At 70.4% G+C, this 24,108-nt stretch carries 20 protein-coding genes; 14 read left to right on the forward strand and 6 right to left on the reverse strand.

Annotation, left to right across the window (positions count from 1 at the left end; translation table 11 throughout):
• From ACIRPU_RS09135 to ACIRPU_RS09150, 4 genes are all read left to right on the forward strand, one after another.
• Positions 1-2,247 carry an ATP-binding cassette domain-containing protein gene (locus ACIRPU_RS09135; RefSeq protein ID WP_403863803.1) on the forward strand — a complete coding sequence of 749 codons (2,247 nt, stop codon included), beginning with the start codon at positions 1-3 and terminating at the stop codon, positions 2,245-2,247.
• A gap of 163 nt (positions 2,248-2,410) precedes the next feature.
• On the forward strand, positions 2,411-3,298 hold the full coding sequence (locus ACIRPU_RS09140; RefSeq protein WP_355703452.1) for an FCD domain-containing protein: 888 nt from the start codon (positions 2,411-2,413) through the stop codon (positions 3,296-3,298).
• Positions 3,299-3,727: 429 nt separating this feature from the next.
• The gene (locus tag ACIRPU_RS09145; protein ID WP_384122976.1) at positions 3,728-5,269 is read left to right on the forward strand and encodes an RNA polymerase sigma factor; all 1,542 of its coding nucleotides are present in this window, start codon (positions 3,728-3,730) and stop codon (positions 5,267-5,269) included.
• Positions 5,270-5,401: 132 nt separating this feature from the next.
• The gene (locus ACIRPU_RS09150; protein WP_403863806.1) at positions 5,402-6,268 is read left to right on the forward strand and encodes a serine protease; all 867 of its coding nucleotides are present in this window, start codon (positions 5,402-5,404) and stop codon (positions 6,266-6,268) included.
• A 120-nt stretch (positions 6,269-6,388) separates the two neighbouring features.
• Here the strand turns inward: ACIRPU_RS09150 and ACIRPU_RS09155 are convergent, their stop codons facing one another.
• Positions 6,389-6,619: a hypothetical protein gene (locus tag ACIRPU_RS09155; RefSeq protein WP_355703449.1), complete on the reverse strand. Its 231-nt coding sequence runs from the start codon at positions 6,617-6,619 to the stop codon at positions 6,389-6,391.
• Positions 6,620-7,064: 445 nt separating this feature from the next.
• Here ACIRPU_RS09155 and ACIRPU_RS09160 point away from each other — a divergent pair, with 445 nt between their 5' ends.
• The 6 genes from ACIRPU_RS09160 (at position 7,065) to ACIRPU_RS09185 (ending at position 14,058) form a co-directional block, all read left to right on the forward strand.
• Entirely contained in the window at positions 7,065-9,185 is a 2,121-nt protein-coding gene (locus tag ACIRPU_RS09160; protein ID WP_385567035.1) for a type IIA DNA topoisomerase subunit B, read from the forward strand.
• A gap of 275 nt (positions 9,186-9,460) precedes the next feature.
• Positions 9,461-9,985 (forward strand): DUF1453 domain-containing protein, encoded by a 525-nt coding sequence (locus ACIRPU_RS09165; RefSeq protein ID WP_403863810.1) that lies wholly within the window; start codon positions 9,461-9,463, stop codon positions 9,983-9,985.
• A complete protein-coding gene (locus tag ACIRPU_RS09170) occupies positions 9,982-11,133 on the forward strand; it encodes a sensor histidine kinase (protein ID WP_403863813.1) in 1,152 nt (383 codons plus the stop codon). The genes ACIRPU_RS09165 and ACIRPU_RS09170 overlap by 4 nt, the downstream gene beginning before the upstream one ends.
• Positions 11,130-11,813, forward strand: coding sequence for a response regulator (locus ACIRPU_RS09175; protein WP_403863816.1), 684 nt, complete (start codon positions 11,130-11,132; stop codon positions 11,811-11,813). The genes ACIRPU_RS09170 and ACIRPU_RS09175 overlap by 4 nt, the downstream gene beginning before the upstream one ends.
• Positions 11,814-11,893: 80 nt before the next feature.
• Positions 11,894-12,469: a DUF485 domain-containing protein gene (locus ACIRPU_RS09180; protein WP_403863819.1), complete on the forward strand. Its 576-nt coding sequence runs from the start codon at positions 11,894-11,896 to the stop codon at positions 12,467-12,469.
• Positions 12,466-14,058, forward strand: a complete 1,593-nt coding sequence (locus ACIRPU_RS09185; RefSeq protein ID WP_403863822.1) for a cation acetate symporter — start codon at positions 12,466-12,468, stop codon at positions 14,056-14,058. Before ACIRPU_RS09180 ends, ACIRPU_RS09185 begins: the two co-directional genes overlap by 4 nt.
• Before the next feature lie 46 nt (positions 14,059-14,104).
• Here the strand turns inward: ACIRPU_RS09185 and ACIRPU_RS09190 are convergent, their stop codons facing one another.
• Positions 14,105-14,797 carry a response regulator gene (locus ACIRPU_RS09190; RefSeq protein WP_351766238.1) on the reverse strand — a complete coding sequence of 231 codons (693 nt, stop codon included), beginning with the start codon at positions 14,795-14,797 and terminating at the stop codon, positions 14,105-14,107.
• Positions 14,798-14,958: 161 nt separating this feature from the next.
• Between ACIRPU_RS09190 and ACIRPU_RS09195 the strand changes: the two genes are divergently transcribed.
• From ACIRPU_RS09195 to ACIRPU_RS09205, 3 genes are all read left to right on the forward strand, one after another.
• Positions 14,959-15,774, forward strand: a complete 816-nt coding sequence (locus ACIRPU_RS09195; RefSeq protein ID WP_384120683.1) for an ABC transporter ATP-binding protein — start codon at positions 14,959-14,961, stop codon at positions 15,772-15,774.
• The gene (locus tag ACIRPU_RS09200; RefSeq protein ID WP_403863826.1) at positions 15,764-16,627 is read left to right on the forward strand and encodes an ABC transporter permease; all 864 of its coding nucleotides are present in this window, start codon (positions 15,764-15,766) and stop codon (positions 16,625-16,627) included. Before ACIRPU_RS09195 ends, ACIRPU_RS09200 begins: the two co-directional genes overlap by 11 nt.
• A gap of 134 nt (positions 16,628-16,761) precedes the next feature.
• Positions 16,762-17,823 carry an ABC transporter substrate-binding protein gene (locus ACIRPU_RS09205; protein WP_403863829.1) on the forward strand — a complete coding sequence of 354 codons (1,062 nt, stop codon included), beginning with the start codon at positions 16,762-16,764 and terminating at the stop codon, positions 17,821-17,823.
• Positions 17,824-17,901: 78 nt separating this feature from the next.
• Here ACIRPU_RS09205 and ACIRPU_RS09210 read toward each other — a convergent pair whose 3' ends face one another.
• The 4 genes from ACIRPU_RS09210 to ACIRPU_RS09225 form a co-directional block, all read right to left on the reverse strand.
• Complete coding sequence (locus tag ACIRPU_RS09210; RefSeq protein WP_355703439.1) at positions 17,902-18,582, reverse strand: response regulator; 681 nt, start codon at positions 18,580-18,582, stop codon at positions 17,902-17,904.
• Entirely contained in the window at positions 18,579-20,249 is a 1,671-nt protein-coding gene (locus ACIRPU_RS09215) for an ATP-binding protein (RefSeq protein ID WP_384120687.1), read from the reverse strand. The genes ACIRPU_RS09210 and ACIRPU_RS09215 overlap by 4 nt, the downstream gene beginning before the upstream one ends.
• Before the next feature lie 129 nt (positions 20,250-20,378).
• The gene (locus ACIRPU_RS09220; RefSeq protein WP_403863833.1) at positions 20,379-21,320 is read right to left on the reverse strand and encodes a sucrase ferredoxin; all 942 of its coding nucleotides are present in this window, start codon (positions 21,318-21,320) and stop codon (positions 20,379-20,381) included.
• A gap of 196 nt (positions 21,321-21,516) precedes the next feature.
• Positions 21,517-22,773 carry a citrate/2-methylcitrate synthase gene (locus tag ACIRPU_RS09225; RefSeq protein ID WP_403863836.1) on the reverse strand — a complete coding sequence of 419 codons (1,257 nt, stop codon included), beginning with the start codon at positions 22,771-22,773 and terminating at the stop codon, positions 21,517-21,519.
• A gap of 98 nt (positions 22,774-22,871) precedes the next feature.
• Between ACIRPU_RS09225 and ACIRPU_RS09230 the strand changes: the two genes are divergently transcribed.
• Positions 22,872-24,038, forward strand: a complete 1,167-nt coding sequence (locus ACIRPU_RS09230) for a citrate synthase/methylcitrate synthase (RefSeq protein ID WP_403863839.1) — start codon at positions 22,872-22,874, stop codon at positions 24,036-24,038.
• The last annotated feature ends 70 nt before the right edge of the window (positions 24,039-24,108 follow it).

Raw genomic sequence — 24,108 nt, forward strand, 5'->3', positions numbered from 1 at the left:
GTGATCCAGGCCTTCGGACTGACCAGCAACCCCCGCAAGGCGCTTCCGCCCGCCGTCGACGATGTCTCCTTCGAGGCGCGCGCGGGCCGCGTCACCGTGCTGCTCGGAGCGCCGGGCGCGGGCAAGACCACGGCGCTGAGACTCATGCTCGAACTCGAACAGGGCCGCGGCCTCACCCACTTCCGGGGCCGTCCGCTGCACCGCATCGCCCACCCCTCGCGTGAGGTCGGCGTCCTCCTCGGCGACGTGCCGGGTCACCCGGCCCGCACGGTGCGGGGCCACCTGCGCATGCTGTGCGCGGCCGCCGGGGTGCCGGTGCGGCGGGCCGACGAAGTGCTCGAGGTGGTCGGCCTGGTCAGCCTGCGCGACGAACGCCTCGGCACCCTGTCCCGTGGCGTGGACCGGCGGCTGGGACTGGCCTGCGCTCTTCTCGCGGACCCGCACACCCTCGTCCTCGACGATCCGACCGACGGGCTCTCCGGGCGCGAGAACCGTTGGCTGCACGGCATGCTGCGCGCCCACGCGGACCAGGGCGGTACCGTCCTGACGACCACGACCGACCCCAAGGAGGCGGCTCGCACCGCCGACCGGGTCGTCACCCTGGACCGGGGCACCCTGGTCGCCGACCAGGAGGCCGCCGACTTCGCCCGCACCCGGCTGCGCCCCCGGGTGGTCGTCCGCAGCCCACACGCCGTCCGCCTGGCCACCTTGCTGGCCAGGGAGGCCCGAGCCGCGCAACGCTCCGTCGAGGTGGTGCACGAGGACGGCAACCGGCTCTCCGTGTACGGCAGTAGCTGTGCCCTTGTCGGCGAGACGGCGTTCCGGCACGACATCCTGGTCCATCAACTCGCCGACGAGACCGGCGACATGGGGCCCGGAGCAGGAGCGGAAGCTCCGTCGCGTACGCACTCCGAGGCGAGGCCGGCCCCGTCCGGGCAAGCGGACCAGGGCTTCCGCGGCGGCGAACCGGCCACCATCCCCGCCTCCGAACCGGACACGGAACGCGCGGGGGTCCCGGCAGGCGCACGTGTGGCGAGCGAATCCTGGCGCACCGGCGCCGCGGACGCGTCGTGCCGCCCCGACGGCGGACCGCCGCCGTCTCCAGCGCCGTACCGGCCGGTCGACGCGGGGCCGCACGACGGCATCCTGTCCTCCGACGGCGACTTCCCGTCCGGTGTCGTCGCACCGGCTGTCGTCGGTCGGGCTGCGGAGACCTCGGAGGCGACGGCGTCCCCGACTGTCCCGGGCAGGCGCCCTGCCAGTGGTCCGGACGCCTCCGAAGACACGGTCGTCGGCGAACTCCGGCAGCCCGGAGAGGTCGACGCCGCGGACGGCACCACCTCCGGTGCCCACCCCGACGCCTCCCGTTCCCCGGCCGCGTCTGTCATGCCCTCGGCGCAGCGCCCCATGCGCCCCTCCGCGTCCCGTGGTGTCGACACCCTGCCCGCCCTGCCCCCTCCCATCTCCGTCCGCTCGGCCCCGAGCCCTCTGCGTCCACTCCGCTACGAACTCCGTCGCGCCACCGGGATCGGCACCGGATTCACCACCGGCGCCCTGGTCCTGGTCGTCTCAGCCCTCACCGCCGTACTCCTGGCCCGCGTGGGCCACACCCCGCCGGCACGGCTGCTGGCCGCGTGGCCCACGGAGCTTCCGCTGCCGCCCGCGGCGCTCGGCGCGGGACTGCTCGGTGCGCTGGCCTTCGGAGACGAGTTCCGCCACCCCGCCCTGGCCGCGGACCGCGGTACCGTGCCCCGAAGGCTGGGTGTGCTCACCGCCAAGCTCCTCGTCGCCGCTCTCACCGCACTGGTGCTGGCCTTTCTCACGGTGGGCTGCGACGCCGAAGCGCTCTATCTCGTCTACGGACGGGAGGTCGCACAGGTTCCCGCGGGCTGGCTTTCACTGAGTGCGAGTTGGATCGCTCTCGTGGTCGGCTGCGCCTGGACCGGTGTGCTGGCCGCCGGCGTCTTCCGATCCACCACGGCCGGGCTGGCGGCGGTGGTCGCCATGCCCGTCGTCGTCCTGCCCGTCGTACAGAAGGCCGTGGAGAGCGCGTCCGTGCGGACGGCGGCCGGATTCTCGATGCGGTTGCGTGAGCTGCTCCTGGTGCAGTGGCCCTTCGGCGGCGAGCGCTACCTGGCCGCCGTGGCACGCCTGGTCGCCCAACCGGTCGGCGGGGCAATGGCGTTGTCGCTGACGGCCCTGCTGTGCGCGTACCTGCTCACGACCCTGCGCAGCAGAGTCCGATGACCACCGTCCAGGTCGGATCCGATCCCGGTGTGTGCGCAACTCCCCGCAGAAAGCTCATTTCTTTCCGATAAGGCGTCAATTGCGACGGGGTGAGCGATCACCCTTTCGTGTGCTTTTCACCAAAGACCTCAAGGGAGTTGGGAGCAGCGCCGACAAAGGATCCGTGAGTACCCTTGCGCACACCATGATGACCGCCGCCCGCTCCACCGACTCCGGTATGGCCGGCCCGGGCGAACTCGACCGCTACCCCTTCGGTGAGGCTCCTGTGGCCGAACGTGTCGGAGCCCCCGTCTGGGAGTCCGCGGAACCCGAGCTGGGCCGCGTGGGCCGCCGTACCGCGGGCAGCCGCGGACGCGGGCTGCACGGCCAACTCGTCCAGCAGCTCGGGCAGATGATCGTCTCGGGCGACCTGGGCGCCGATCGACCGCTGGTGCCCGAAGAGATCGGTCAGCGGTTCGAGGTGTCCCGCACCGTCGTCCGCGAGTCGCTGCGTGTCCTCGAGGCCAAGGGCCTGGTCAGCGCCCGGCCGAACGTCGGCACGCGCGTGCGTCCCGTGAGCGACTGGAACCTTCTCGACCCGGACATCATCGAGTGGCGGGCGTTCGGCCCTCAGCGAGACAATCAACGGCGCGAGCTGAGCGAGCTGCGCTGGACGATCGAGCCGCTTGCCGCTCGTCTCGCCGCGGGGCACGGGCGCGCCGACATCCAGCAGCGACTGTCCGACATGGTCGAGATCATGGCGCACGCCATGGGGCAGGGGGACGCGCTCACCTACTCCCGGGCCGACGCCGAGTTCCACTCGTTGCTCATCCAGGTCGCGGGCAACCGCATGCTGGAACACCTTTCCGGGATCGTGTCGTCCGCCCTCCAGGTCTCCGGCGGCCCGGTCACGGGCTGTGACCGCCCCACCGACGCGTCGCTGGGGCACCACGGCCGGATCGCCGACGCCCTCGCGGCGGGCGACGGCGCCGCGGCCGAGACGGCCATGCGCCAGCTGCTCACCGTTCACCCCGAGGTGGAGCGCGTCGTGCCGGCACCGCGCGAACACTGACCGCATCGCGCGGGAGGTGCGGTCGGGGGACGTCCTCCCCCTCCCGCGTCGTCCTGGGCCGCTGTACCCGCACTTCCGTCGGACCCCGCAGAACCCGTCACGGGGGCTGCGGGGTCCGACGATCGACATGGCGGAACCGGTCCCGGCGGCACCGGTAGGCTTCAGGGGTGACCTCGTCTGCCCGCGTCTGACCTTTTTTGAACGCTTACGGGGTGTGACTCGGGCCACGAAGATTGGGCGTAACGCTTGTGGAAACAACGCGATGACCTAAGAGGTGACTGCCGCGGAGGGAATACGGACGCCGTTCAAGGCGCTGTGAATCCTCCCGGCCCCCGCCCGCGCCGTCGGCCCACCTCCAGGCCGGTGGTCGGCTCCTGTCCGTCACGGACGGGGCCGGAAGCCGTTTTCCAACGTTCCGAGAGGTTGTTCGTGTCGGCCAGCACATCCCGTACGCTCCCGCCGGAGATCGCCGAGTCCGTCTCTGTCATGGCGCTCATTGAGCGGGGAAAGGCTGAGGGGCAGATCGCCGGCGACGATGTGCGTCGGGCCTTCGAAGCTGACCAGATTCCGGCCACTCAGTGGAAGAACGTACTGCGCAGCCTCAACCAGATCCTCGAGGAAGAGGGTGTGACGCTGATGGTCAGTGCCGCGGAGCCCAAGCGCACCCGAAAGAGCGTCGCAGCGAAGAGTCCGGCCAAGCGCACCGCCACCAAGACGGTCGCGGCGAAGGCGGTGACCACGAGGAAGGCCACCGCCACGGCCGCCCCGGCCACCCCGGCCGCTCCCGCTGTGGACGATCCCGCAGACGAAGCCGCCCCCGCGAAGAAGGCGGCTGCCAAGAAGACGACCGCCAAGAAGACGGTCGCCAAGAAGACCGTCGCGAAGAAGACGGCGGCCAAGAAGACCACTTCCGGCAAGGACGACGCCGAGGTCGCCGAGGACGAGGTCCTCGAGGACGCCAAGCCCGGCGAAGAGGAAGAGGAGGGGGGCGAGAACAAGGGCTTCGTCCTCTCCGACGACGACGAGGACGACGCGCCCGCCCAGCAGGTCGCCGTGGCCGGTGCCACCGCCGACCCGGTGAAGGACTACCTCAAGCAGATCGGCAAGGTCCCGCTGCTCAACGCCGAGCAGGAGGTCGAGCTCGCCAAGCGCATCGAGGCCGGTCTGTTCGCCGAGGACAAGCTGGCCAACGCCGACAAGCTCGCCCCCAAGCTCAAGCGCGAGCTGGAGATCATCGCCGAGGACGGCCGACGCGCCAAGAACCACCTCCTGGAGGCCAACCTCCGTCTGGTGGTCTCCCTGGCCAAGCGTTACACCGGCCGCGGCATGCTCTTCCTGGACCTCATCCAGGAGGGCAACCTCGGTCTGATCCGCGCGGTCGAGAAGTTCGACTACACCAAGGGCTACAAGTTCTCCACGTACGCCACCTGGTGGATCCGTCAGGCGATCACCCGCGCGATGGCCGACCAGGCCCGCACCATCCGTATCCCGGTGCACATGGTCGAGGTCATCAACAAGCTCGCGCGCGTGCAGCGTCAGATGCTCCAGGACCTGGGCCGCGAGCCCACCCCGGAGGAGCTGGCCAAGGAACTCGACATGACCCCGGAGAAGGTCATCGAGGTCCAGAAGTACGGCCGCGAGCCCATCTCGCTGCACACCCCGCTGGGCGAGGACGGTGACAGCGAGTTCGGTGACCTCATCGAGGACTCCGAGGCCGTGGTCCCGGCCGACGCGGTCAGCTTCACTCTCCTCCAGGAGCAGCTGCACTCGGTTCTCGACACCCTGTCCGAGCGCGAGGCGGGCGTCGTCTCCATGCGGTTCGGTCTCACCGACGGTCAGCCGAAGACCCTCGACGAGATCGGCAAGGTGTACGGCGTGACGCGCGAGCGCATCCGTCAGATCGAGTCCAAGACCATGTCCAAGCTGCGCCACCCGTCCCGTTCACAGGTGCTGCGCGACTACCTCGACTAGGTCGTAGCCGTACGAAGCGAAGGCCCGGTCTCCCGTGAGGGGGACCGGGCCTTCGGCTTGGGCGCGGGTGCGGGGTGCCGCGCGTTGGATCACTCTGGGTGTCCATCGGTCACTCCAAAGTGAGGAGCGCGCATGCGTCGTCCCCTTGTCCGGGCCCTGTCCCGGCCGTTGATCCTGGCGGCCGCGGCGGTGGCCATACCCTTGGCCTCCGCCGCCCCGGCGGCCTCCGACGGTGTCGTCGTGGGCGGCTTCCCGGTCGACGTCTCCCAGAGCCCCTGGACGGTCGCGCTGTCCAGTCGTGACCGGTTCGGAGGTATGCGTTCCGGGCAGTTCTGCGGAGGCGTGGCGGTCGGCCCGTCCACCGTGCTCACCGCGGCCCACTGCATGGGCGAGGACGTCCTGGGAGCGCCGCCGGGGCAGGTGGCCGACCTGAAGGTCGTCGCGGGCCGTACGGACCTGTACAGCGACACCGGGCAGGAGGTCTCGGTGCGCAGTGTCTGGGTGAATCCCGCCTACGACAGTTCCAGCAATGTCGGGGACTTCGCCGTACTCACCCTCGCCGAGCCCCTTCCCGCGGGTGCCGTCATCGCCATGGCAGGCGAGGGCGACCCGGCGTACGCGGCCGGCACGGACGCCGTCGTCTACGGGTGGGGCGACGCCACCGGGTTCGGCGCGTACCCCCGCGCCCTGCGAGCGGCTCGGGTCCATGTGCTGGCCGACGCGCAGTGCGAGCAGGCGTATCCCGGTACCTCCGACGGCACCTACGACGCGAGGAGCATGGTGTGCGCCGGGGAGGTGCGGGGCGGTCGCGATGCCTGCCAGGGGGACAGCGGCGGGCCGCTGGTCGCCCAGGGCCGAGTCATCGGGCTCGTGTCGTGGGGCAGCGGCTGTGGGCGGCCGGGCAGTCCGGGCGTCTACACGCGCGTGTCGGACGCCGTACGGACGCTGGGCTGGGCGCGGAGCGCGGAAGGCTCCGAGAAGCCCTCTGAGGGCGTCTGAGCGGGTCTCACCGCAGCATGGCCGGCTTCCTGCCATGAGAGCGGGCGGCCGCCCCTGGGAGCAGGGACGGCCGCCCGGATACCGGCCTGTGCCGGTTCTGGCTCGTCGTGGACGCGCAGATCAGCGATCTTCTTCCGAACTGGAAGCCGGAACGGTCGTCAGCCGCTCTGTCTCGTCCTGTATCTCAGCGGCGATCTTCTTGAGTTCCGGCTCGAACTTGCGGCCATGGTGGGCGCAGAAGAGCAGTTCTCCGCCGCTGAGCAGCACGACGCGTACGTACGCCTGGGCGCCGCAGCGGTCGCAGCGGTCAGCGGCCGTCAGCGGGCTCGCGGGGGTCAGAACAGTAGTCACGTCGCCTCTTCTCTAGCTCGACGAGCTGTCGTACCAGGGTCAACATCCAACCAGCCCCAAAACGTTCCCGCTCGTGGCTTGTCCTCGAAAAAATCTTTCCGAGGTGGCCGTCTGCTGCCGGTTTGGCGGCGAATGTGCCGTATTGCGTGGTCTGTGGTGCTTACGGTTTCGCTCTGTCGGTCATGGTTCCATCCTCCCGGCCGGCTTGCCGGTTTGTTCATGAGGACGTGCCCGGAGCCTAAATGGTTCATGCCCCGAAGGGAACGTGATATGTACTTCACTCCATCGAGGGATCGAACACGCATGCGACGCTGGACTAGTCTGAGTTTCGGACGAGGGTGGCGTTACAACGGCTCTACCAGGCCTCGGTACCCTCTTGGCGGCTACCCAAGCCGCGCCCTTACCCAGAAGGGCCCCAAGTGAAATTCAGCGAGGAGCGAACCGCGTGACCGCCGAAACGTCCGTGCCGTCCACAGCGCTGCTGGCAGGAGCAGACCGGGACGGTTCCAACTACACCGCGCGGCACCTACTCGTCCTCGAGGGGCTCGAGGCCGTGCGGAAGCGCCCGGGTATGTACATCGGCTCGACCGACAGCCGTGGTCTGATGCACTGCCTGTGGGAGATCATCGACAACTCCGTCGACGAGGCCCTGGGCGATTATTGCGACCACATCGAGGTGATCCTCCACGACGACGCCTCGGTCGAGGTCCGTGACAACGGCCGAGGCATCCCCGTCGACGTCGAGCCCAAGACGGGTCTGTCCGGCGTCGAGGTCGTCATGACCAAGCTGCACGCCGGCGGCAAGTTCGGCGGCGGCTCCTACGCCGCCTCCGGGGGTCTGCACGGCGTCGGCGCCTCCGTGGTGAACGCCTTGTCCGCCCGCCTCGACGTCGAGGTGGACCGCGGCGGCCACACACACGCCATCAGCTTCCGGCGCGGAGTTCCGGGCTCCTTCGCCGCGGACGGTCCCGACTCCAAGTTCGAGCCGGGCGGTCTGCGGAAGGTCAAGCGGGTCGCCAAGAACCGGACCGGCACGCGGGTGCGTTACTGGGCCGACCGCCAGATCTTCCTCAAGGACGCCAAGCTCTCCCTGGAGAACCTCCACCAGCGCGCCCGCCAGACCGCGTTCCTGGTGCCCGGCCTGACCATCGTCGTTCGTGACGAGTACGGTCTCGGCGAGGGCGGAAGCAAGGGCGAGGAGTCCTTCCGCTTCGACGGTGGCATCAGCGAGTTCTGCGAGTACCTGGCCACCGACAAGCCCGTCTGCGACGTCCTCCGCTTCACCGGACAGGGCACCTTCAAGGAGACCGTCCCGGTCCTGGACGAGCACGGGCAGATGACTCCGACGGAGGTCACCCGTGAGCTCGGCGTCGACGTGGCGCTGCGCTGGGGCACCGGCTATGACGCGAACGTCAAGTCGTTCGTCAACATCATCGCCACGCCCAAGGGCGGCACCCACGTCGCCGGCTTCGAGCAGGCGGTCGCCAAGACGATGAACGAGGTGCTGCGCGCCAAGAAGATGCTGCGCGTCGCCGAGGACGACATCGTGAAGGACGACGCTCTGGAGGGCCTGACGGCCGTCGTCACGGTGCGCCTCGCCGAACCCCAGTTCGAGGGTCAGACCAAGGAGGTCCTCGGCACCTCGGCGGCCCGGCGCATCGTGAACACCGTGATCTCCAGGGAGCTCAAGGCGTTCCTGACCTCAGCCAAGCGGGATGCCGCAGCTCAGGCGCGGGTCGTCATGGAGAAGGCGGTCGCTGCCGCACGGACGCGTATCGCGGCCCGGCAGCACAAGGACGCGCAGCGCCGCAAGACGGCTCTGGAGTCCTCGTCCCTGCCCGCCAAGCTCGCCGACTGCCGCAGCGACGACGTCGAGCGCAGCGAGCTGTTCATCGTCGAGGGAGACTCCGCGCTCGGTACGGCCAAGCTCGCCCGCAACTCCGAGTTCCAGGCTCTGCTGCCGATCCGGGGCAAGATCCTCAACGTCCAGAAGTCGTCCGTCACCGACATGCTCAAGAACGCCGAGTGCGGGGCGATCATCCAGGTCATAGGGGCGGGCTCCGGGCGCACCTTCGACATCGACGCGGCCCGCTACGGCAAGATCATCATGATGACCGACGCCGATGTGGACGGCTCCCACATCCGGACGCTGCTCCTGACGCTGTTCCACCGCTACATGCGGCCCATGGTCGAGGCCGGGCGGGTGTTCGCCGCGGTCCCGCCCCTGCACCGCATCGAGCTCGTCCAGCCCAAGAAGGGCCAGGACAAGTACGTGTACACGTACTCGGACCGTGAGCTGCGCGACAAGCTGATGGAGTTCCAGAGCAAGAGCGTCCGGTACAAGGACTCCATCCAGCGTTACAAGGGTCTCGGCGAGATGGACGCCGACCAGCTGGCGGAGACGACGATGGACCCGCGCCACCGCACTCTGCGTCGCATCAACCTGTCCGACCTGGATGCGGCCGAGCAGGTGTTCGATCTGCTCATGGGTAATGACGTGGCGCCGCGCAAGGAGTTCATCTCCAGCTCGGCGGCGACGCTGGACCGGTCCCGTATCGACGCGTAACCGCTGCGTCCGGTCCGGCCGGGTCGCGCGGCTCAGCCCGGGTTTCGCGGCTCCGGCCGGGCCTCAAGCAGGGCGGGCCGGGTCTCAGGTATCTCCGGCCGGGTCTCAGGCAGGTCCGGCTCGGGGAGTTCTCCACCTGCGGGTGGAGAACCCCGGCCTCCGGAGATCCACCCATGATCCACCCCTGCTCCGATCTGCGGACCGGCGCGTTTCCGTAGCGTCGAAGGCGTCGGCAGCGCTCGCTGCCGGCCTCCCCTTCCCGCTCGCGGAGGCTGATGTCCGGGCTCGTCAACGCACTGGTGATCGTGGCTGTGGCCGCACTCGTGATCGTGCGGCAGTTCCGCGCGAGCCGCATCGACACGGATCGGCGATGGTGGCTCCTTCCGGGAATCCTGGCCGTCATAGCGCTGCGCGAACCCGATCTGCTCGACGCCCGTCACCACACCCGGTCGGCCTTGGTGCTCGGCGCCGAACTGCTCGTCGCCCTGGCCATGGGAGCCGCCTGGGCCTGGACCCCCCGCATCTGGGTGGAGCCGGACGGCAGCGTGTGGAGCAAGGGCACCAAAGCGAGCGTGGGCGTCTGGGGAGCCGGCATCGGTCTGAGGGTTGGCCTCCTCGGGGTCGGCGCACTGCTGGGCCTCCACCAGGACAGCGCGGCCCTGATGCTGGGACTCGCGGCCACTTTGCTGGTCCGCTCCGGGATCCTGATCTGGCGCGCGCAGTCTTTGAACCGGACTCCTGTGCACGCCACGGCGTACGGTGACCACCTGCCCCGGTCCCCGTGGAAGGAGCGCGTGTGACGGACAACGTCTGGACACGCTGGCCCTCACGGGAGGCGCTAAGACCCAGGGGGATCTCGCGCCCCAGGCGGCTGTTGGCCTGGGCCGTCAGGCTGCTGGTCGTGGGCGCGCTCCTGTGGAGCGCTTTCCACGACAGCCGGATCCAGGGGTGGGTCGCGGTCGCCGGGGCCGGCGGCGTTCTGGTGACAGGTGGGCTGGCATGGGCCCTGTTCCGGACGACGCTCGAACACCGGCTGTGGCCGTCCCTGACACTGCTCCTCATGCTGCTGGGGCTGGCGGCCGGGGCCGAGGCCGCGGACTTCCGCTCCCCGGCCACGGTCCTGTGGTGCGGGTGCGCCATCGCGGCACTGGAGCGACTGCCCCTGGGGGCGGCGCTGCCGGCGGCTTCGGTCGGGTTCGCCGCCTTCGCCATGGTCAACGACGACTCGGGGGTGACCTCGGCCGCCGCCATCGGGGGCATGGCCCTTGCCGGATATGCGCTGCGTCTGGACGCCGAAGCCAGAGGCACCGCTCAGCGACTGCTCGCCCAGGAGCGGGCGGCGCGGGTGGCCGAGGCCGAATCGGCCGCACTCGCGGAGCGGGCCCGCATCGCCCGGGAGATCCATGACGTCCTGGCCCACAGTCTCTCGGCGCAGCTCGTGCACCTGGAGGCGGCCCGGCTGCTGATCGAGCGGGGCGCGGACCGCGAGCAGATTCTCGACCGGGTGGTGGCGGCCCGAGGGATGGCCCGCGACGGTCTTGAGGAGACCAGGCAGTCGCTCTCCGCGCTGCGCGGTGAACTGACGCCGCTGGAGGACTTCCTGACCGATCTCGTCCGCATGTCCGACGGTGCCGAGGTCACGGTGGGGGGTGAACGCAGACCGCTGACGGTCGAGGCGTCGCAGGCCGTGCGCAGAGTCGCGCAGGAGGCTCTGACGAACGCACGCAAACACGCGCCGGGGGCCAAGGTGCGTGTGCGGCTGGACTACGGCCGGCATGAAGTGACCCTGGACGTGCGGGACTCGGGTGGTCCGCCGGGCGAACTCGCAGGGGCCGGAGGCGGGTACGGTCTGCTGGGTATGCGGGAGCGCGCCGAACTGCTGGGCGGGTCGCTCGCTGCCGGGCCGCACGAGGAAGGGTTCGTGGTGACGCTGAAGGTGCCGGTATGACGGAGGCGGCGGCGGGGAAGACCGCCAGGGTCGTGGTCGCGGACGATCAGACGGTCGTTCGGGAAGGCATCGTCATGCTGCTCGGGCTGCTGCCGGGAGTCGAGGTGGTGGGCGCCGCCGGGGACGGGGAGGAAGCCGTGCGGCTCGTCGCGGAACTGGCTCCCGACGTGGTGCTGATGGACCTGCGCATGCCTCGCTGCGACGGAGTGGAGGCGACCCGGCGGATCCGGTCCGAGCATCCCGGGACACAGGTCGTGGTCCTTACGACCTACGCGGACGACGAGTCCCTGTTCCCCGCGCTGAAAGCGGGCGCACGGGGGTATCTCACCAAGGACGCGGGCGGGGACGAGATCGTACGGGCCGTGCACAGTGTGCTGTCCGGGGACGCGGGGCTGTCGCCGAGTGTCCAGCGGAGGCTGCTGGAGCGCCTGTCGGCGCCCGAACCGGAGCCGGCTGCCCCCGCCGTCGCCCCCGACGGGCTCACGACACGGGAGGCGGAGGTGCTGGTGCTGATCGCCGAGGGGCTCAGCAACCAGGAGATCGCGCGCAGGCTGAGCGTGTCCACCGCGACGGTGAAGACGCACATCAACAACATGTTCTCCAAGACGGGGCTCAAGGACCGGGCCCAGGCGGTGCGTTACGCGTACGGGAAGGGGCTGGTCCGGCCGCCTGCGGGGTGAACGGCGCGTTGGTCACCTGATGGGGTGAAGTGTTCGGGGAACAATAGTCGGGGATCTTCCCGTTCTGTCCATCCTTGGGCATGCAGTCAAGCAACGGTCGTGCCCGCGCCGACGGGGACGGTTCCGATAGCGGTGCCTCCACGCCACACGCGCACGGACATCATCAAGACCAGGGCCAGGCGTACGCCGAGGCGCCAGGGGACGTGCGCTACGAGGACCCGTGGTACGACGCGCTCGCCTCGGGCTGGGGCGAGTCGGCCATCATGAGCACCCCCGGGCCCGAGGTTCCCGCGGCACGTCGGCGGGAGACCGGAACCGGGGCAGCGGCTCAGATCTACCTCGAGGTGCAGAAAAGCGCGGCCTTCCAGGAGGTGCGCAGCCGGTACCGACGGTTCGTGGTGCCCGCCACGGCAGGGTTCTTCGTCTGGTACGTGGCGTACGTGGTGACCGCGACGACCGCGCCCGGACTGATGGCGCGGCCGGTGGCGGGCGCGGTGAACGTGGCACTGCTCGCCGGGCTGGGGCAGTTCCTCAGCACGTTTCTGCTCACCTGGGCCTACGCCCGGCACGCGCGGCTGCGCCGGGATCGTGCCGCGCTCGAACTGCGCTGGGACACACAGGAGTTGACTCGGGGAGCAAAGGGCGGTGCGTCGTGACCGGCAACCATCAGGCGCTGGCGTTGTTGCTGTTCAGCGCCTTCGTCGCGGTCACCTTGGGGATCACGACCTGGGTGAGCCGCAATCGCCATGGTTCGGAGGAGGAGTTCTACGTCGGCGGGCGGCTGTTCTCCCCGATGGAGAATGGTTTTGCCATCGCGGGCGACTACATGTCGGCCGCTTCCTTCCTGGGGGTCACCGGGCTCATCGCGCTGTTCGGGTACGACGGGCTGCTGTATGTGGTCGGCTTCCTCGTGGCCTGGCTGGTGGTGCTGTTCCTCGTCGCCGAACTGGTGCGCAACTGCGGACGGTTCACGCTCGCCGACGTGGTCGCCGCACGGATGAGCGAGCGCCCGGTGCGGATCGCGGCGGGAACCGCCTCGGTCACCGTGTCCGTTCTCTATCTGGTGGCCCAGATGGTGGGCGCCGGCAGCCTGGTCGCGCTGCTCCTCGGGAACACCGGGGAGGCGGCCCAGTCCTGGGCCGTCATCGGGGTCGGTGCGCTCATGGTGATCTACGTGTCGTTGGGAGGGATGCGGGCGACCACGTGGATCCAGATCGTCAAGGCGGTTCTGCTGCTGGCCGGCACCATCGCCCTCACCGTGCTCGTCCTGCTGCGCTTCCACGGTGACTTCGACCAGTTGCTGCGTACGGCGGCCGAGCGCAGTGGGCACGGTGACGCGTTCCTGGCGCCCGGGCTGAAGTACGGCGGGGACTGGACCGCGCGTTTCGACTTCATGAGCCTGGGGCTCGCGCTGGTGCTGGGTACGGCGGGACTGCCGCACATCCTCTCCCGCTTCTACACCGTGCCGACCGCGCAGGCCGCCCGTCGCTCCGTCGTGTGGTCGATCGGGCTGATCGGCGGCTTCTACCTGATGACCATCGTCCTGGGTTTCGGTGCGGCCGCGATCGTCGGCCCGGAGGCGGTGCGCGGCTCGAACGCGTCCGGGAACACGGCGGTTCCGCTTCTGGCACTCGACCTGGGCGGCGGGGCCGACTCCACCGGCGGAGCGGTGCTGTTCGCGGTCGTGGGGGCCATCGCCTTCGCCACGATCCTCGCGGTCGTCGCCGGGATCACGCTCGCCTCCTCGGCGTCGGTGGCGCACGACCTGTACGCCTCCTTGCGCCGTCGGCAGGCCAAACCCCGCAGCGAGGTCGCGGTGGCGCGGGTCGCCGCCGTGGGGGTCGGCGTGGTCGCGATCGCCCTCGGCCTGCTGGCCCGCGATCTCAACGTCGCCTTCCTGGTCGGGCTCGCCTTCGCCGTCGCGGCGTCCGCGAATCTGCCGGTCCTGATGTATTCGCTGTTCTGGCGGGGCTTCACCACGCGGGGCGCCGTATGGGCGGTGTACGGCGGGCTGGTCCCGGCCCTGGCGCTGGTCGTGCTGTCGCCGGTGGTGTCCGGCAGCCCCGAGTCACTCTTCCCGAGCGTGGACTTCCAGTACTTCCCACTGCAGAACCCCGGCCTGGTCTCGATTCCGCTGGGCTTCCTGGCGGGCTGGCTCGGCACGGTCACCTCGGCCGAGATGGCGGACGAGGCGAAGCACGCGGAGACCGAGGTGCGGTCACTGACCGGGGCGGGCGCCGCGTAGCGGGCGAGTCCTCATCGCCGTACCGCATCGGAGTCCTGGCGCACGGCTACGGCGCCACCCAGGCGTACCGGTGTTCCGGGCGGCCCGTGTCGCCGTACTTGAGGGAGAGGTGCAGGCGTCCGGCCTGTTCCAGGTGGCGGAGGTAGCGCTGGGCGGTGGAGCGGCTCAGTCCGGTCTCGGCGGCGACCTCGTGGGCCGACAGCGGGTGGTTCGCGCGGTGCAGAACGTCGCAGATCAGGTCCGTGGTCGGTTCCGAGTGGCCGCTCGGCAGGCCGGGGGACGACGGCGCAGGTCCGGTGCGCAGGGCGCCGAAGATCCGGTCGACCTGCTCCTGGCCGGCGATGCCCTGCCCACCGACCCGGTCCACCGTGCGGCGCAGGGCGGCGTACGAGTCGAGGCGGGTGCGCAGGGCGGCGAAGGTGAACGGTTTGACCAGGTAGTGCAGGGCGCCCAGGCGCATCGCGGTCTGGACCGTCGTGACGTCACCGGCCGCCGTGATCATGATGACGTCGGTGCGATGGCCCTGTTCCCGCATGCGGTGGATGAGCTGGAGGCCGGTCTGGTCGGGCAGATAGTGGTCGAGCAGCACGAGGTCGATGGTTCCGCGCTCGATGGCTCCCAGCGCCTGGGCGGCACTGTGCGCGCGGGCGGCCACCCGGAAGCCGGGAACCTTTCCCACGTACTTGGCGTTGATCTCGGCGACACGGAAGTCGTCGTCCACCACCAGGACGTCAATCATCGGGCCTCTCTCCGTGAAGGCCAGGCGGGCGTTAAGCCCGTGTTTCGGCTTCGCTGTTCTAGCGGGAGCAAAACGAGCACAACAGGCTACTGCAAGCAAAAGAAGCGCATGCGGCCAGAAGGCTGATGCCGCCTCCCGGGTCACCTCTACCGTCCCCGGCCATGAGCGCACACACCAGCCCCGCCATCGAGCTGCGGGGCGCGAGCAAGGTCTTCAGGACCCCGTCGGGGGCCCCGCACACCGCCGTGCGGGAACTCGACCTCACTGTCGGACGTGGCGAGTTCGTGGCCGTCGTCGGCCCGACCGGCTGCGGCAAGTCGACCACGCTGACCCTGGTCAGCGGTCTGGAAGAGCCCACTCAGGGCGAGGTGATGGTCGCCGGGCAGCCCGTGCGTGGCGTCGGTGACAAGGTCGGCTTCGTCTTCCAGCAGGACGCCACTTTTCCCTGGCGGACGGTCCTGTCCAACGTCATGGCCGGGCCCCGTTTTCGCGGTGTGCCCAAGGCGGAGGCGAAGCGGAAAGCGCGTGAGTGGCTGGCCCGGGTCGGGCTCACCGACTTCGAGGACCGCTACCCGCACCAGCTCTCCGGCGGTCAGCGCAAGCGCGTGGCCCTCGCCGCGACCTTCGTGAACGACCCCGAGATCCTCCTCATGGACGAGCCGTTCTCGGCGCTCGACGTGCAGACCAGGGCATTGATGTCGGACGAACTCCTCGAGCTGTGGGAGGGCACGGGCGCGTCCGTCGTCTTCGTCACCCACGACCTGGAGGAGTCCATCGCGCTGGCCGACAGGGTCGTCGTGATGACCGCCGGCCCCGCCACCGTGAAGCAGGTCTTCGACATCGACCTGCCGAGGCCGCGCAAGGTCGAGTCGGTGCGTCTGGAGCCGCGGTTCATCGAGATCTACCGCGAGATCTGGGAGTCCCTCGGCGAAGAGGTCCGCATCACCCGCGAAAGAGGTGCCGCCCGTGTCGCCTGAGCTGCTCAGCACACCGGTCGTCGACACGGCCAAGGCACCTGACCGCGCCCACTCACGCGCGCGTGCCGCTCGCAGACGCAAGGCCGTCGTGACGGCGTTCCGTGTCCTGCTCCTGGTGGCCGTGCTCGCCCTGTGGGAGGCGCTCTCCCGGGCCGAGGCCATCGATCCCTTCAACTTCTCGATGCCCACGAAGATCTGGGACCAGATCTGGACGTGGGTGACGCACGGGACCGCGCTCGGGTCACTGGGCGAGCAGATCTGGTACACGCTCTACGAGGCGCTGCTCGGCTGGGTCATCGGTGTGGTCGCCGGTGTCGTGTGCGGTATCGCACTGGGGCGGATCACCTTCCTCGCCGACGTCCTTGGTCCATACATCAAGGTGCTCAACTCCATACCCAGGATCGTGCTGGCCCCGATCTTCGTGATCTGGTTCGGCCTCGGCCCCGCCTCCAAGGTCGCCTCGGCCGTCGTCCTGGTGTTCTTCCCGGTCTTCTTCAACGCCTTCCAGGGCGCCCGCGAGGTGGACCGCAATCTGGTCGCCAACGCCCGCATCCTCGGCGCGAGCGACCGCAGGGTGACGCTCCAGGTGGTCGTCCCGTCCGCCACTTCCTGGATCTTCACCAGCCTCCATGTGAGCTTCGGCTTCGCCCTGATCGGCGCCATCGTCGGCGAGTACATCGGCGCGACCAAGGGCATCGGCCTGCTCGTCGCGCAGTCGCAGGGCACGTTCAACGCGGCGGGTGTCTACGCCGCGATGGTCATCCTCGCCGTCGTCGCGCTCGTCGCGGAGGGCCTGCTGACCTTCGCCGAGCGCCGCATCTTCCGGTGGAAGCCGTCGGGCTCCGACAGCTGACCCGTCGTTGAACGATCCCCCCAGGAGCCGTTCCCGCGAAAAGGCCCTCGGGGTCTTCCGTCGACGGTGTCTCCCCGCCCCCCTCACCCCTGTCCCACCTCCGCATCGCCCTCTCACAAGGACGTGAACCCGCCATGCGCACAACCGCCAGATACACGGCCCTGGCCGCCGCCGGTCTGCTCGCCCTCTCCACGCTCACCGCCTGTGCCAACGACGCGGCGAGCACCGCGTCCACCGGGTCCGGAGGCAAGGGGGACGGCAAGGGCACCAAGGTCAAGATCATGGTCGGTGGCCTGGACAAGGTCATCTACCTGCCCGCCATGCTCACCCAGCGTCTGGGCTACTTCGACGCCGAGGGGCTCGACGTCGAGATGCTGAGCGAGCCGGCCGGTGTCCAGGCCGAGACAGCGCTCGTCTCCGGCCAGGTGCAGGGAGCCGTCGGCTTCTACGACCACACCCTCGACCTTCAGGTGAAGGGCAAGGAGGTCGAGTCCGTCGTGCAGTTCTCGCACGCGCCCGGTGAGGTGGAGATCGTCTCCACCGAGGCGGCGGACGACATCACCTCGCCGAAGGACTTCAAGGGCAAGAAACTCGGCGTCACGGGCCTCGGCTCCTCGACCGACTTCCTTACCAAGTACCTCGCGGTCAAGAACGGCGTGAAGGTCAGCGAGTTCACCCCGGTCGCCGTGGGCGCGGGGCCGACCTTCATCGCCGCGCTCCAGCAGGGCGCCATCGACGGCGGTATGACGACCGACCCGACCGTGGCGACCATCCTGGACAAGAAGGCCGGCAAGGTCCTGCTCGACATGCGCACCCCGCAGGGCTCCGAGGACGCGCTCGGCGGACCGTATCCCTCGTCAAGCCTGTACATGCAGACGGACTGGGTCAACAGTCACCAGGACACCGTCCAGAAGTTGGCCAATGCATTCGTCAAGACGCTCAAGTGGATGTCCACCCACAGCGCGGCCGAGATCGCCGAGAAGATGCCGACGGACTACTCCCAGGGGAACAAGCTGCTGTACTCGGTGGCCATCAAGAACACGCTGCCGATGTTCACCAAGGACGGCGTGATGCCCACGAACGGTCCCGAGACCGTCGAGAAGGTCCTCAAGGCCTTCAATCCCAACATCCAGAACGCCGACGTGGACCTGAGCAAGACCTACACGACCGAGTTCGTCGACAAGGCGGTGGACTGACGGTCGAGCAGCGGGCGGGCCGGGATCCGTGTCCCAGGAGGGGCACGGTTCCTTCCCCCGCCCCCGAGGACCGTGCCCTCAGGCGCGGGTCGCCCACACGTAACGGTGTTCCGGGCGGCCCGCGTCGCCGTACTTCAGCGTCAGCCGGGCCCGCCCCGTGCGTTCCAGGAGCTTCAGATAGCGCTGGGCGGTCTGGCGGCTCACGCCGGTCCGGTCGGCGATCTCCTGGGCCGACAGGGGCCCTTCGGCGTTCATCAGGGATTGGCGTACGAGTTCGGCGGTGGTGGGGGAGTGCCCTTTGGGCAGACCGGGCTCCGAGGGGGCGGACAACGCGCCGAAGATGCGGTCGACATCGGCCTGTTCGGCCTCGCCGCCGCCGTCCAGCGTGCGGCGCAGCTCGGCGTACGCCTCCAGCTTGGCGCGCAGACCCGCGAAGGCGAACGGTTTCACCAGGTACTGAAGGGCGCCCTGGCGCATCGCCGCCTGCACCGTCGTCACGTCCCGTGCGGCCGTCACCATGATCACGTCGGTCTGGTGGCCGCGTCGGCGCATCTCCTGGACGACCTCGAGACCCGTGTCGTCGGGCAGATAGTGGTCCAGCAGGACGAGGTCCACGCGGGGCAGCAGCTCCAGCCGGCGCAGCGCGTCGGCCGCGTTGTGGGCCTCGCCGGCGACGTGGAAGCCCGGCACCTTCTCGACGTAGGCGGCGTTGACCTGGGCGACCCTGGTGTCGTCGTCCACGACCAGGACCTCGATCATCGCGACTCCTCCTCGGCAGTGCTCTGCGCCGGTGCGGCCAGGGCGGGTTCCAGGTCGGGCTCGGTCAGTGCCTCGGGCAGGACGACGGTGAACTCGGCGCCCCCACCGGTCGCTTCGTCCACCGTGGCGTGGCCGCCCTGCCGCTCGGCGAGCCTGCGCACGAGGGAGAGCCCGATGCCACGCTTGCCGTGCGCAGGCGGCTTCTTCGTGGACCAGCCCTCGGTGAAGATCAACTCCCGCTGCTCGGCCGGGATGCCGGGGCCGGTGTCCCGCACCCGCAGAACCGCGGTACGGCCCTCCGCGCGCAGTTCGACCTCCACGCGCGCGTGCGGCTTGCCGGCGACGGCGTCGAGCGCGTTGTCCACGAGGTTGCCGACGACCGTGACCAGCCCGCGCGGGTCGATCAGGCGGTCGGGCAGCCGGGTGCGGTCGGAGACCCACAAGGCGACACCGCGCTCGGCCGCGACGGTCGCCTTGCCGACCAGCAGAGCGGCGAGCAGCGGGTCCGCGATCTTCTCGGTCACCTGCTCCGCGGTCGCCCGGTGATCGCCGACCACCTCCCCGACGAAGTCCACCGCGTCGTCGTACATCTCCAGTTCGAGCAGCCCCAGCAGCGTGTGCATGCGGTTGGCGTGCTCGTGGTCCTGGGCGCGCAGCGCGTCGATGAGGCCGTGCGTCGAGTCGAGTTCGCGCCCGAGCTGCTCCAGCTCGGTGCGGTCGCGCAGGGTGGCCACGGCGCCGCCGTCGTCGGTGGGCATGCGGTTGACGACCAGGACGCGCTGTCCTCGCACGGCGATCAGGTCCGTGCCGGTCACCCGGCCCGCCAGGACGTCGGCCGTACGTCCCGCGCCGAGCGCCTCGTCGGGTGAAGCTCCCACCGCCTCCTCGCCGATGCCGAGGAGGCGCTGGGCCTCGTCGTTGAGCAGCCGGACGCGGCCGACGCGGTCCAGTGCGACGACGCCTTCCCGGATGCCGTGCAGCATTGCCTCCCGCTCGGAGAGCAGCGCCGAGATGTCCGAGAACGCCAGGTCACGCGTCTGGCGCTGGACCCGCCGGGAGATCAGCCAGGCGGCCAGCGCGCCCACCGCGAGGGCGCCGCCGGCGTAGGCGAACAGTCCCGGGATCGCGTGGATCAGGCGGGCGCGCACGCTGTCGTACTCGATGCCGACCGAGACCGCGCCGACGATCTTGTCGTCGCCGTCGCGCAGGGGCACCTTGCCGCGGGCCGAGCGGCCCAGGGTGCCGCTGTCGATCTCCATGACGTCCTGACCCGCCAGGGCCTGGCTCGGGTCCGTCGACACATGGCCGCCGACCTGCTCGGGGTCGGTGTGCGACCAGCGGGTGCCGTGCAGATCCATCACCACGACGTACTCCGCGCCACTGGCCTCGCGGATCCGCTCGGCCTCCCGCTGCACCGGTCCGTCGACCGAGGGCCGAGTGGTCCGGAGGTCCTCGGCGATCTGCGGCACCGCCGCGGTGGTCTGCGCGATGGCGAGGGCTCGGCGCATCGCCTGGTCGTCCAGCTGATCGCTGAGCGGAGCGAGGAACAGCCCGGTCGCGAGCACCACGACCCCCGCGGCGATCGTCAGCTGCATGAGCAGGACCTGCGAGAACATGCGCCGCGGCATTCCGAGGCGCAGACGGCGGGCGGGGGGAGTGGGGCTCATACCCAAGACGGTACGTGGGTGGACCGGCGCAGCCGTAGGGGTGGGTGATGTGGATCTCTTGACCGACTCAAGAGGAAAGGATTCCGCCGCGCCCGCGCGGGGTGTGGCCGCATCGCGTTTGGATGCGTGTCAGCCCACCAGGGCCGCCCCGGCCAGCTCGCGTACCGCCACCACGTCCATCCGTGCAGGTGAACCGAGGACCGAGGTGCCGCAGCTTTCCGGCCGGGGCGGCAGCGAAGCGCCCTGGGCGACGACGACCTGCCAGTGGCGTCCGTCCGTGTGCGCGACGGTCACCTCCCAGCGCGGTGCGCCGCCCGTGGTCCGCACGACGCTCAGCGCCTCGGCCGCGTCCTCGCCGGTCGCCGAGCGCACCGCCAGTTCCGCCGCCTGTCCGGGCCGCTCCCAGGCCGAACACCCGCGGCACCCGTCCACGACGATCCGCCCGCCCCGGACGCCGCGCAGGACCTCCTTGACGGTGTGGGCCTCGGCGCGGCCGTACGCGTACCCGTACGGCAGGACGAGCAGGGTGGGGGAGAAGCGATGACCCCCCAGATGAGTGACCTCCCAGGCGCCCCGCACCCCCGACGCGGCGAGCTCCGCGGCCAGTGGACGGCCGAGGAGCGCACAGCAGCGGTCGCGCTTGCCGTTGGTGCAGACGAGGGCGAGCGGGTCACCCGTGTGGGGCCCGCCCCGCAGCGCGGTGTCGAAGATGTGGTGGTCGCCCCTGCCGAGCGCGGCGAAGTCGAGGTCCAGCAGCTGACGTGGGTCGTGGGTGGTGGCGCTGCGTAGCCACACCTTGCCGGGGACGGTGTGGGCCGCGTACACCTGCCGCAGGGGCGACGCGCCGAAGTCCGCGTGGCGCCCGGGGCGGCGGATGAGCGCGACGCGTACGCCCGTGTCCCGCGCGGCGGCGTTCAGGGCGCGGCCCAGAGCCGGGTCCAGGTGGCTCGAGACCAGCGCTTCGGCACCCCAGGGGCCGGGCTGTTCCAGGAGGAGCCAGGTCGTTGCCGTGGCCGCGGTTCCGGAAATGGGCTCGTCGAGATCCCGCGAGACGGTCGCGCACGTACTCACAGAGGCAAGCCTAACCTGACTTGCCGGAGCGCGACTTCCGGCCGGGTCATACGCTCGGCCGCCCGGGTCCGCGTGCGCGTGCCACGAGAGGAGGCCCCGGTCTCCCCGGGAGTCGCGCTTGGTCACGGCGGTGCCGCTCCTGCGCTCCTTCCGGAACGGTGACCGTGGCCCGCTCGCGACGTGATCGCGGCCCCTCCTACCTCGGTAGCGGCTGGGGTGGCTTGGGCCCCACGTAGTGTCCGCTCGGGCGCATCCGCAGGGGCCGCTCGCCGTACTCCTCCAGGGCATGGGCGATCCAGCCCGCCGTACGGGCGACGGCGAAGAGCGTCTCGCTGGCCGAGGACTCCATGCCGCACGACGCGGTGAGGACGGCGAGCGCCAGGTCGACGTTGGCGTGCAGCGGCGTGTGCCGGGCGGTCGTGGCGACGATGTCCCGGGCCGCGGCGAGGGCCGGCCCGGCAGCGGGGATCTCCTCCAGGAGGGCGAACAGGGCACGCGCGCGTGGGTCCTCGCCGGGGTAGAGCCGGTGACCGAGGCCCGGAATGCGGCGGCCGGCGCGTAGCTCCTCGGCGATCACCGGGGCGGCACTGCCGATGTCGAGCACCTCGAGCAGCAGGCGGTGTGCCAGCCCTCCGGCCGCGCCGTGCAACGGCCCCTCGATCACCCCGAGCCCGGCGGAGACCGCCGCGTAGGCGTGTGCGCGGGCCGACGCGGCGACGCGCACCGCGAGCGTCGAGGCGGCCAGGTCGTGGTCGACGAGCAGGCCGAGCGCCGTGTCGAGGACGCGCAGCTGCGCCTTCTCGGCGGGCCGTCCACTGAGCCGACCCCACAGGCGCAGGGCGAGCGGGCCCTCGTCACGATGCGTGGGCACCTTCGGGGGCAGGGCGGCGACGAGGGTCGGGATCAGGATGCGGGCGGTGCCGAGGACGGCGTCCTCGGAGAGGTCGAACCGCAGTGGGTCGGCTGCCGCGGCGGCGACGGCGGCGACCCGCAACCGGTCGGTGGGACCGGTGTGTTCGGGCAGCGCCTCGACGACGCGCCGGGCGGCCTCGACGGACGCCTCGGGCGCGGCGAAGGTGACGCCGGGCCGCAGCCGACCCGTCCACAGCCACTCCGCGACCTCTTCGTAGGAGTGCCGGGAAGCCAGCTCGACCGCGTCGACGCCCCGGTAGTAGTAGCGGTCCTGGTCGATGAAGGTGACACGCGTGCGTACGGACAGCTCCGCCCCGGAGCCCGGACTCCCGCTGCTCTCCCGCTTGTTGCGTCGAGCGAGCGCCTCGACCTCCTTGGCGTCGAAGGTGCTGCCCCGGCCCCCGGGCGTGCGCCGGCTGCTCAGCTGGCCGCGACTGACGTACGCGTACACGGTCTCGGGTTTCACACCGAGCAGCTCGGCGGCTTCCTTGGTGCTCAGCCGTCGTTCGGGGTGGCCGGGGCCGGGTTCCTGATCACGCATGGGGGTCACCGTATCCACAAGACGCATGCATTGATTCAATCAATATTGACAGAGAATGAGTCAAGCATGGACAGTCGAATCAAGTTCAGGGAGGAAACATGTCCGTCAACCTGTCAGCAGCCTCTTCCATCGACGTGCCCCGGGGACTCGCGGGCGTCGTCGTCGCCGACACGGAGGTCGGCGACGTCCGAGGACGCGAGGGCTTCTACCACTACCGCCAGTACTCCGCGGTGGACCTCGCGCGCACGCGCCGCTTCGAGGACGTCTGGCACCTCCTGGTCCACGGTGAGCTGCCGGACGCGCGGCGGAGCGCCGCCTTCGCCGCCGAGACCGCGGCGCTGCGGAGCCTTCCCGCGGAGGTCGCCGCCGCCCTGCCCGCACTGGCGGCGGCCGGCGCGGACGCGAATCCGCTGGCCGGGATGCGGACGGCGTTGTCGTTGCTGGGCGCGGCGAAGGGCTTCCGACCGGTGTACGACATCGACGCGGACCGGCGCCGCGAGGACACCTTGGTCGCGTCCGCGGCCGTGCCCACGCTGCTCACCGCGCTGTACCGGCTGGGGCGCGGCCTCGACCCGGTCGAGCCGCGCGAGGACCTGCCGTACGCGGCGAACTACCTCTACATGCTGACCGGCGTCGAGCCCGATCCGGAGTCGGCCCGGGCGATCGAGCAATACTTGATCTCGACCATTGATCACGGCTTCAACGCATCAACCTTCACGGCCAGGGTCATCGCCTCGACCGGGGCGGACGTGGCCGCGTGTCTCGTGGGGGCGGTGGGAGCGCTGTCGGGGCCGCTGCACGGTGGCGCGCCCAGCCGGGCCCTGGACACCCTGGACGCGATCGGCACCCCGGACCGCATCGATCCCTGGATCCGCGAGCGTGTCCTCGCCGGTGAGCGCATCATGGGCTTCGGCCACGCCGTCTACCGCACGGAGGACCCGCGTTCGCGCATGCTCCGCGAGATCGCCCGGCGATTCGGAGGCCCGCGAGTGGAGTTCGCCGTCGAGGTGGAGCGGTGCGTCGAGGCGATCCTCGCCCAGCTGAAGCCCGGCCGGGAACTGCACACCAACGTGGAGTTCTACGCGGGCCTGGTCATGGAGCTCTGCGGGCTGCCCCGCGAGATGTTCACCCCGACCTTCGCGGCGGCGCGGGTGGTGGGCTGGAGCGCCAACATCCTGGAGCAGGCGGAGGACTCGAAGATCATCCGTCCGGCTGCGCGGTATGTGGGGCCGTGGGCGCCGGCCGAGGTGCCTGAGGTGGCCTGAATGTGCCCCGAGGGCACTCGAACGCGAGGAAGGCCCGGCATCGCGGGCGGGCCGGCCGGGCCGTTCCTCG

The sequence above is a fragment of the Streptomyces sp. NPDC102259 genome (genome assembly GCF_044766465.1).
Taxonomy (GTDB): domain Bacteria; phylum Actinomycetota; class Actinomycetes; order Streptomycetales; family Streptomycetaceae; genus Streptomyces.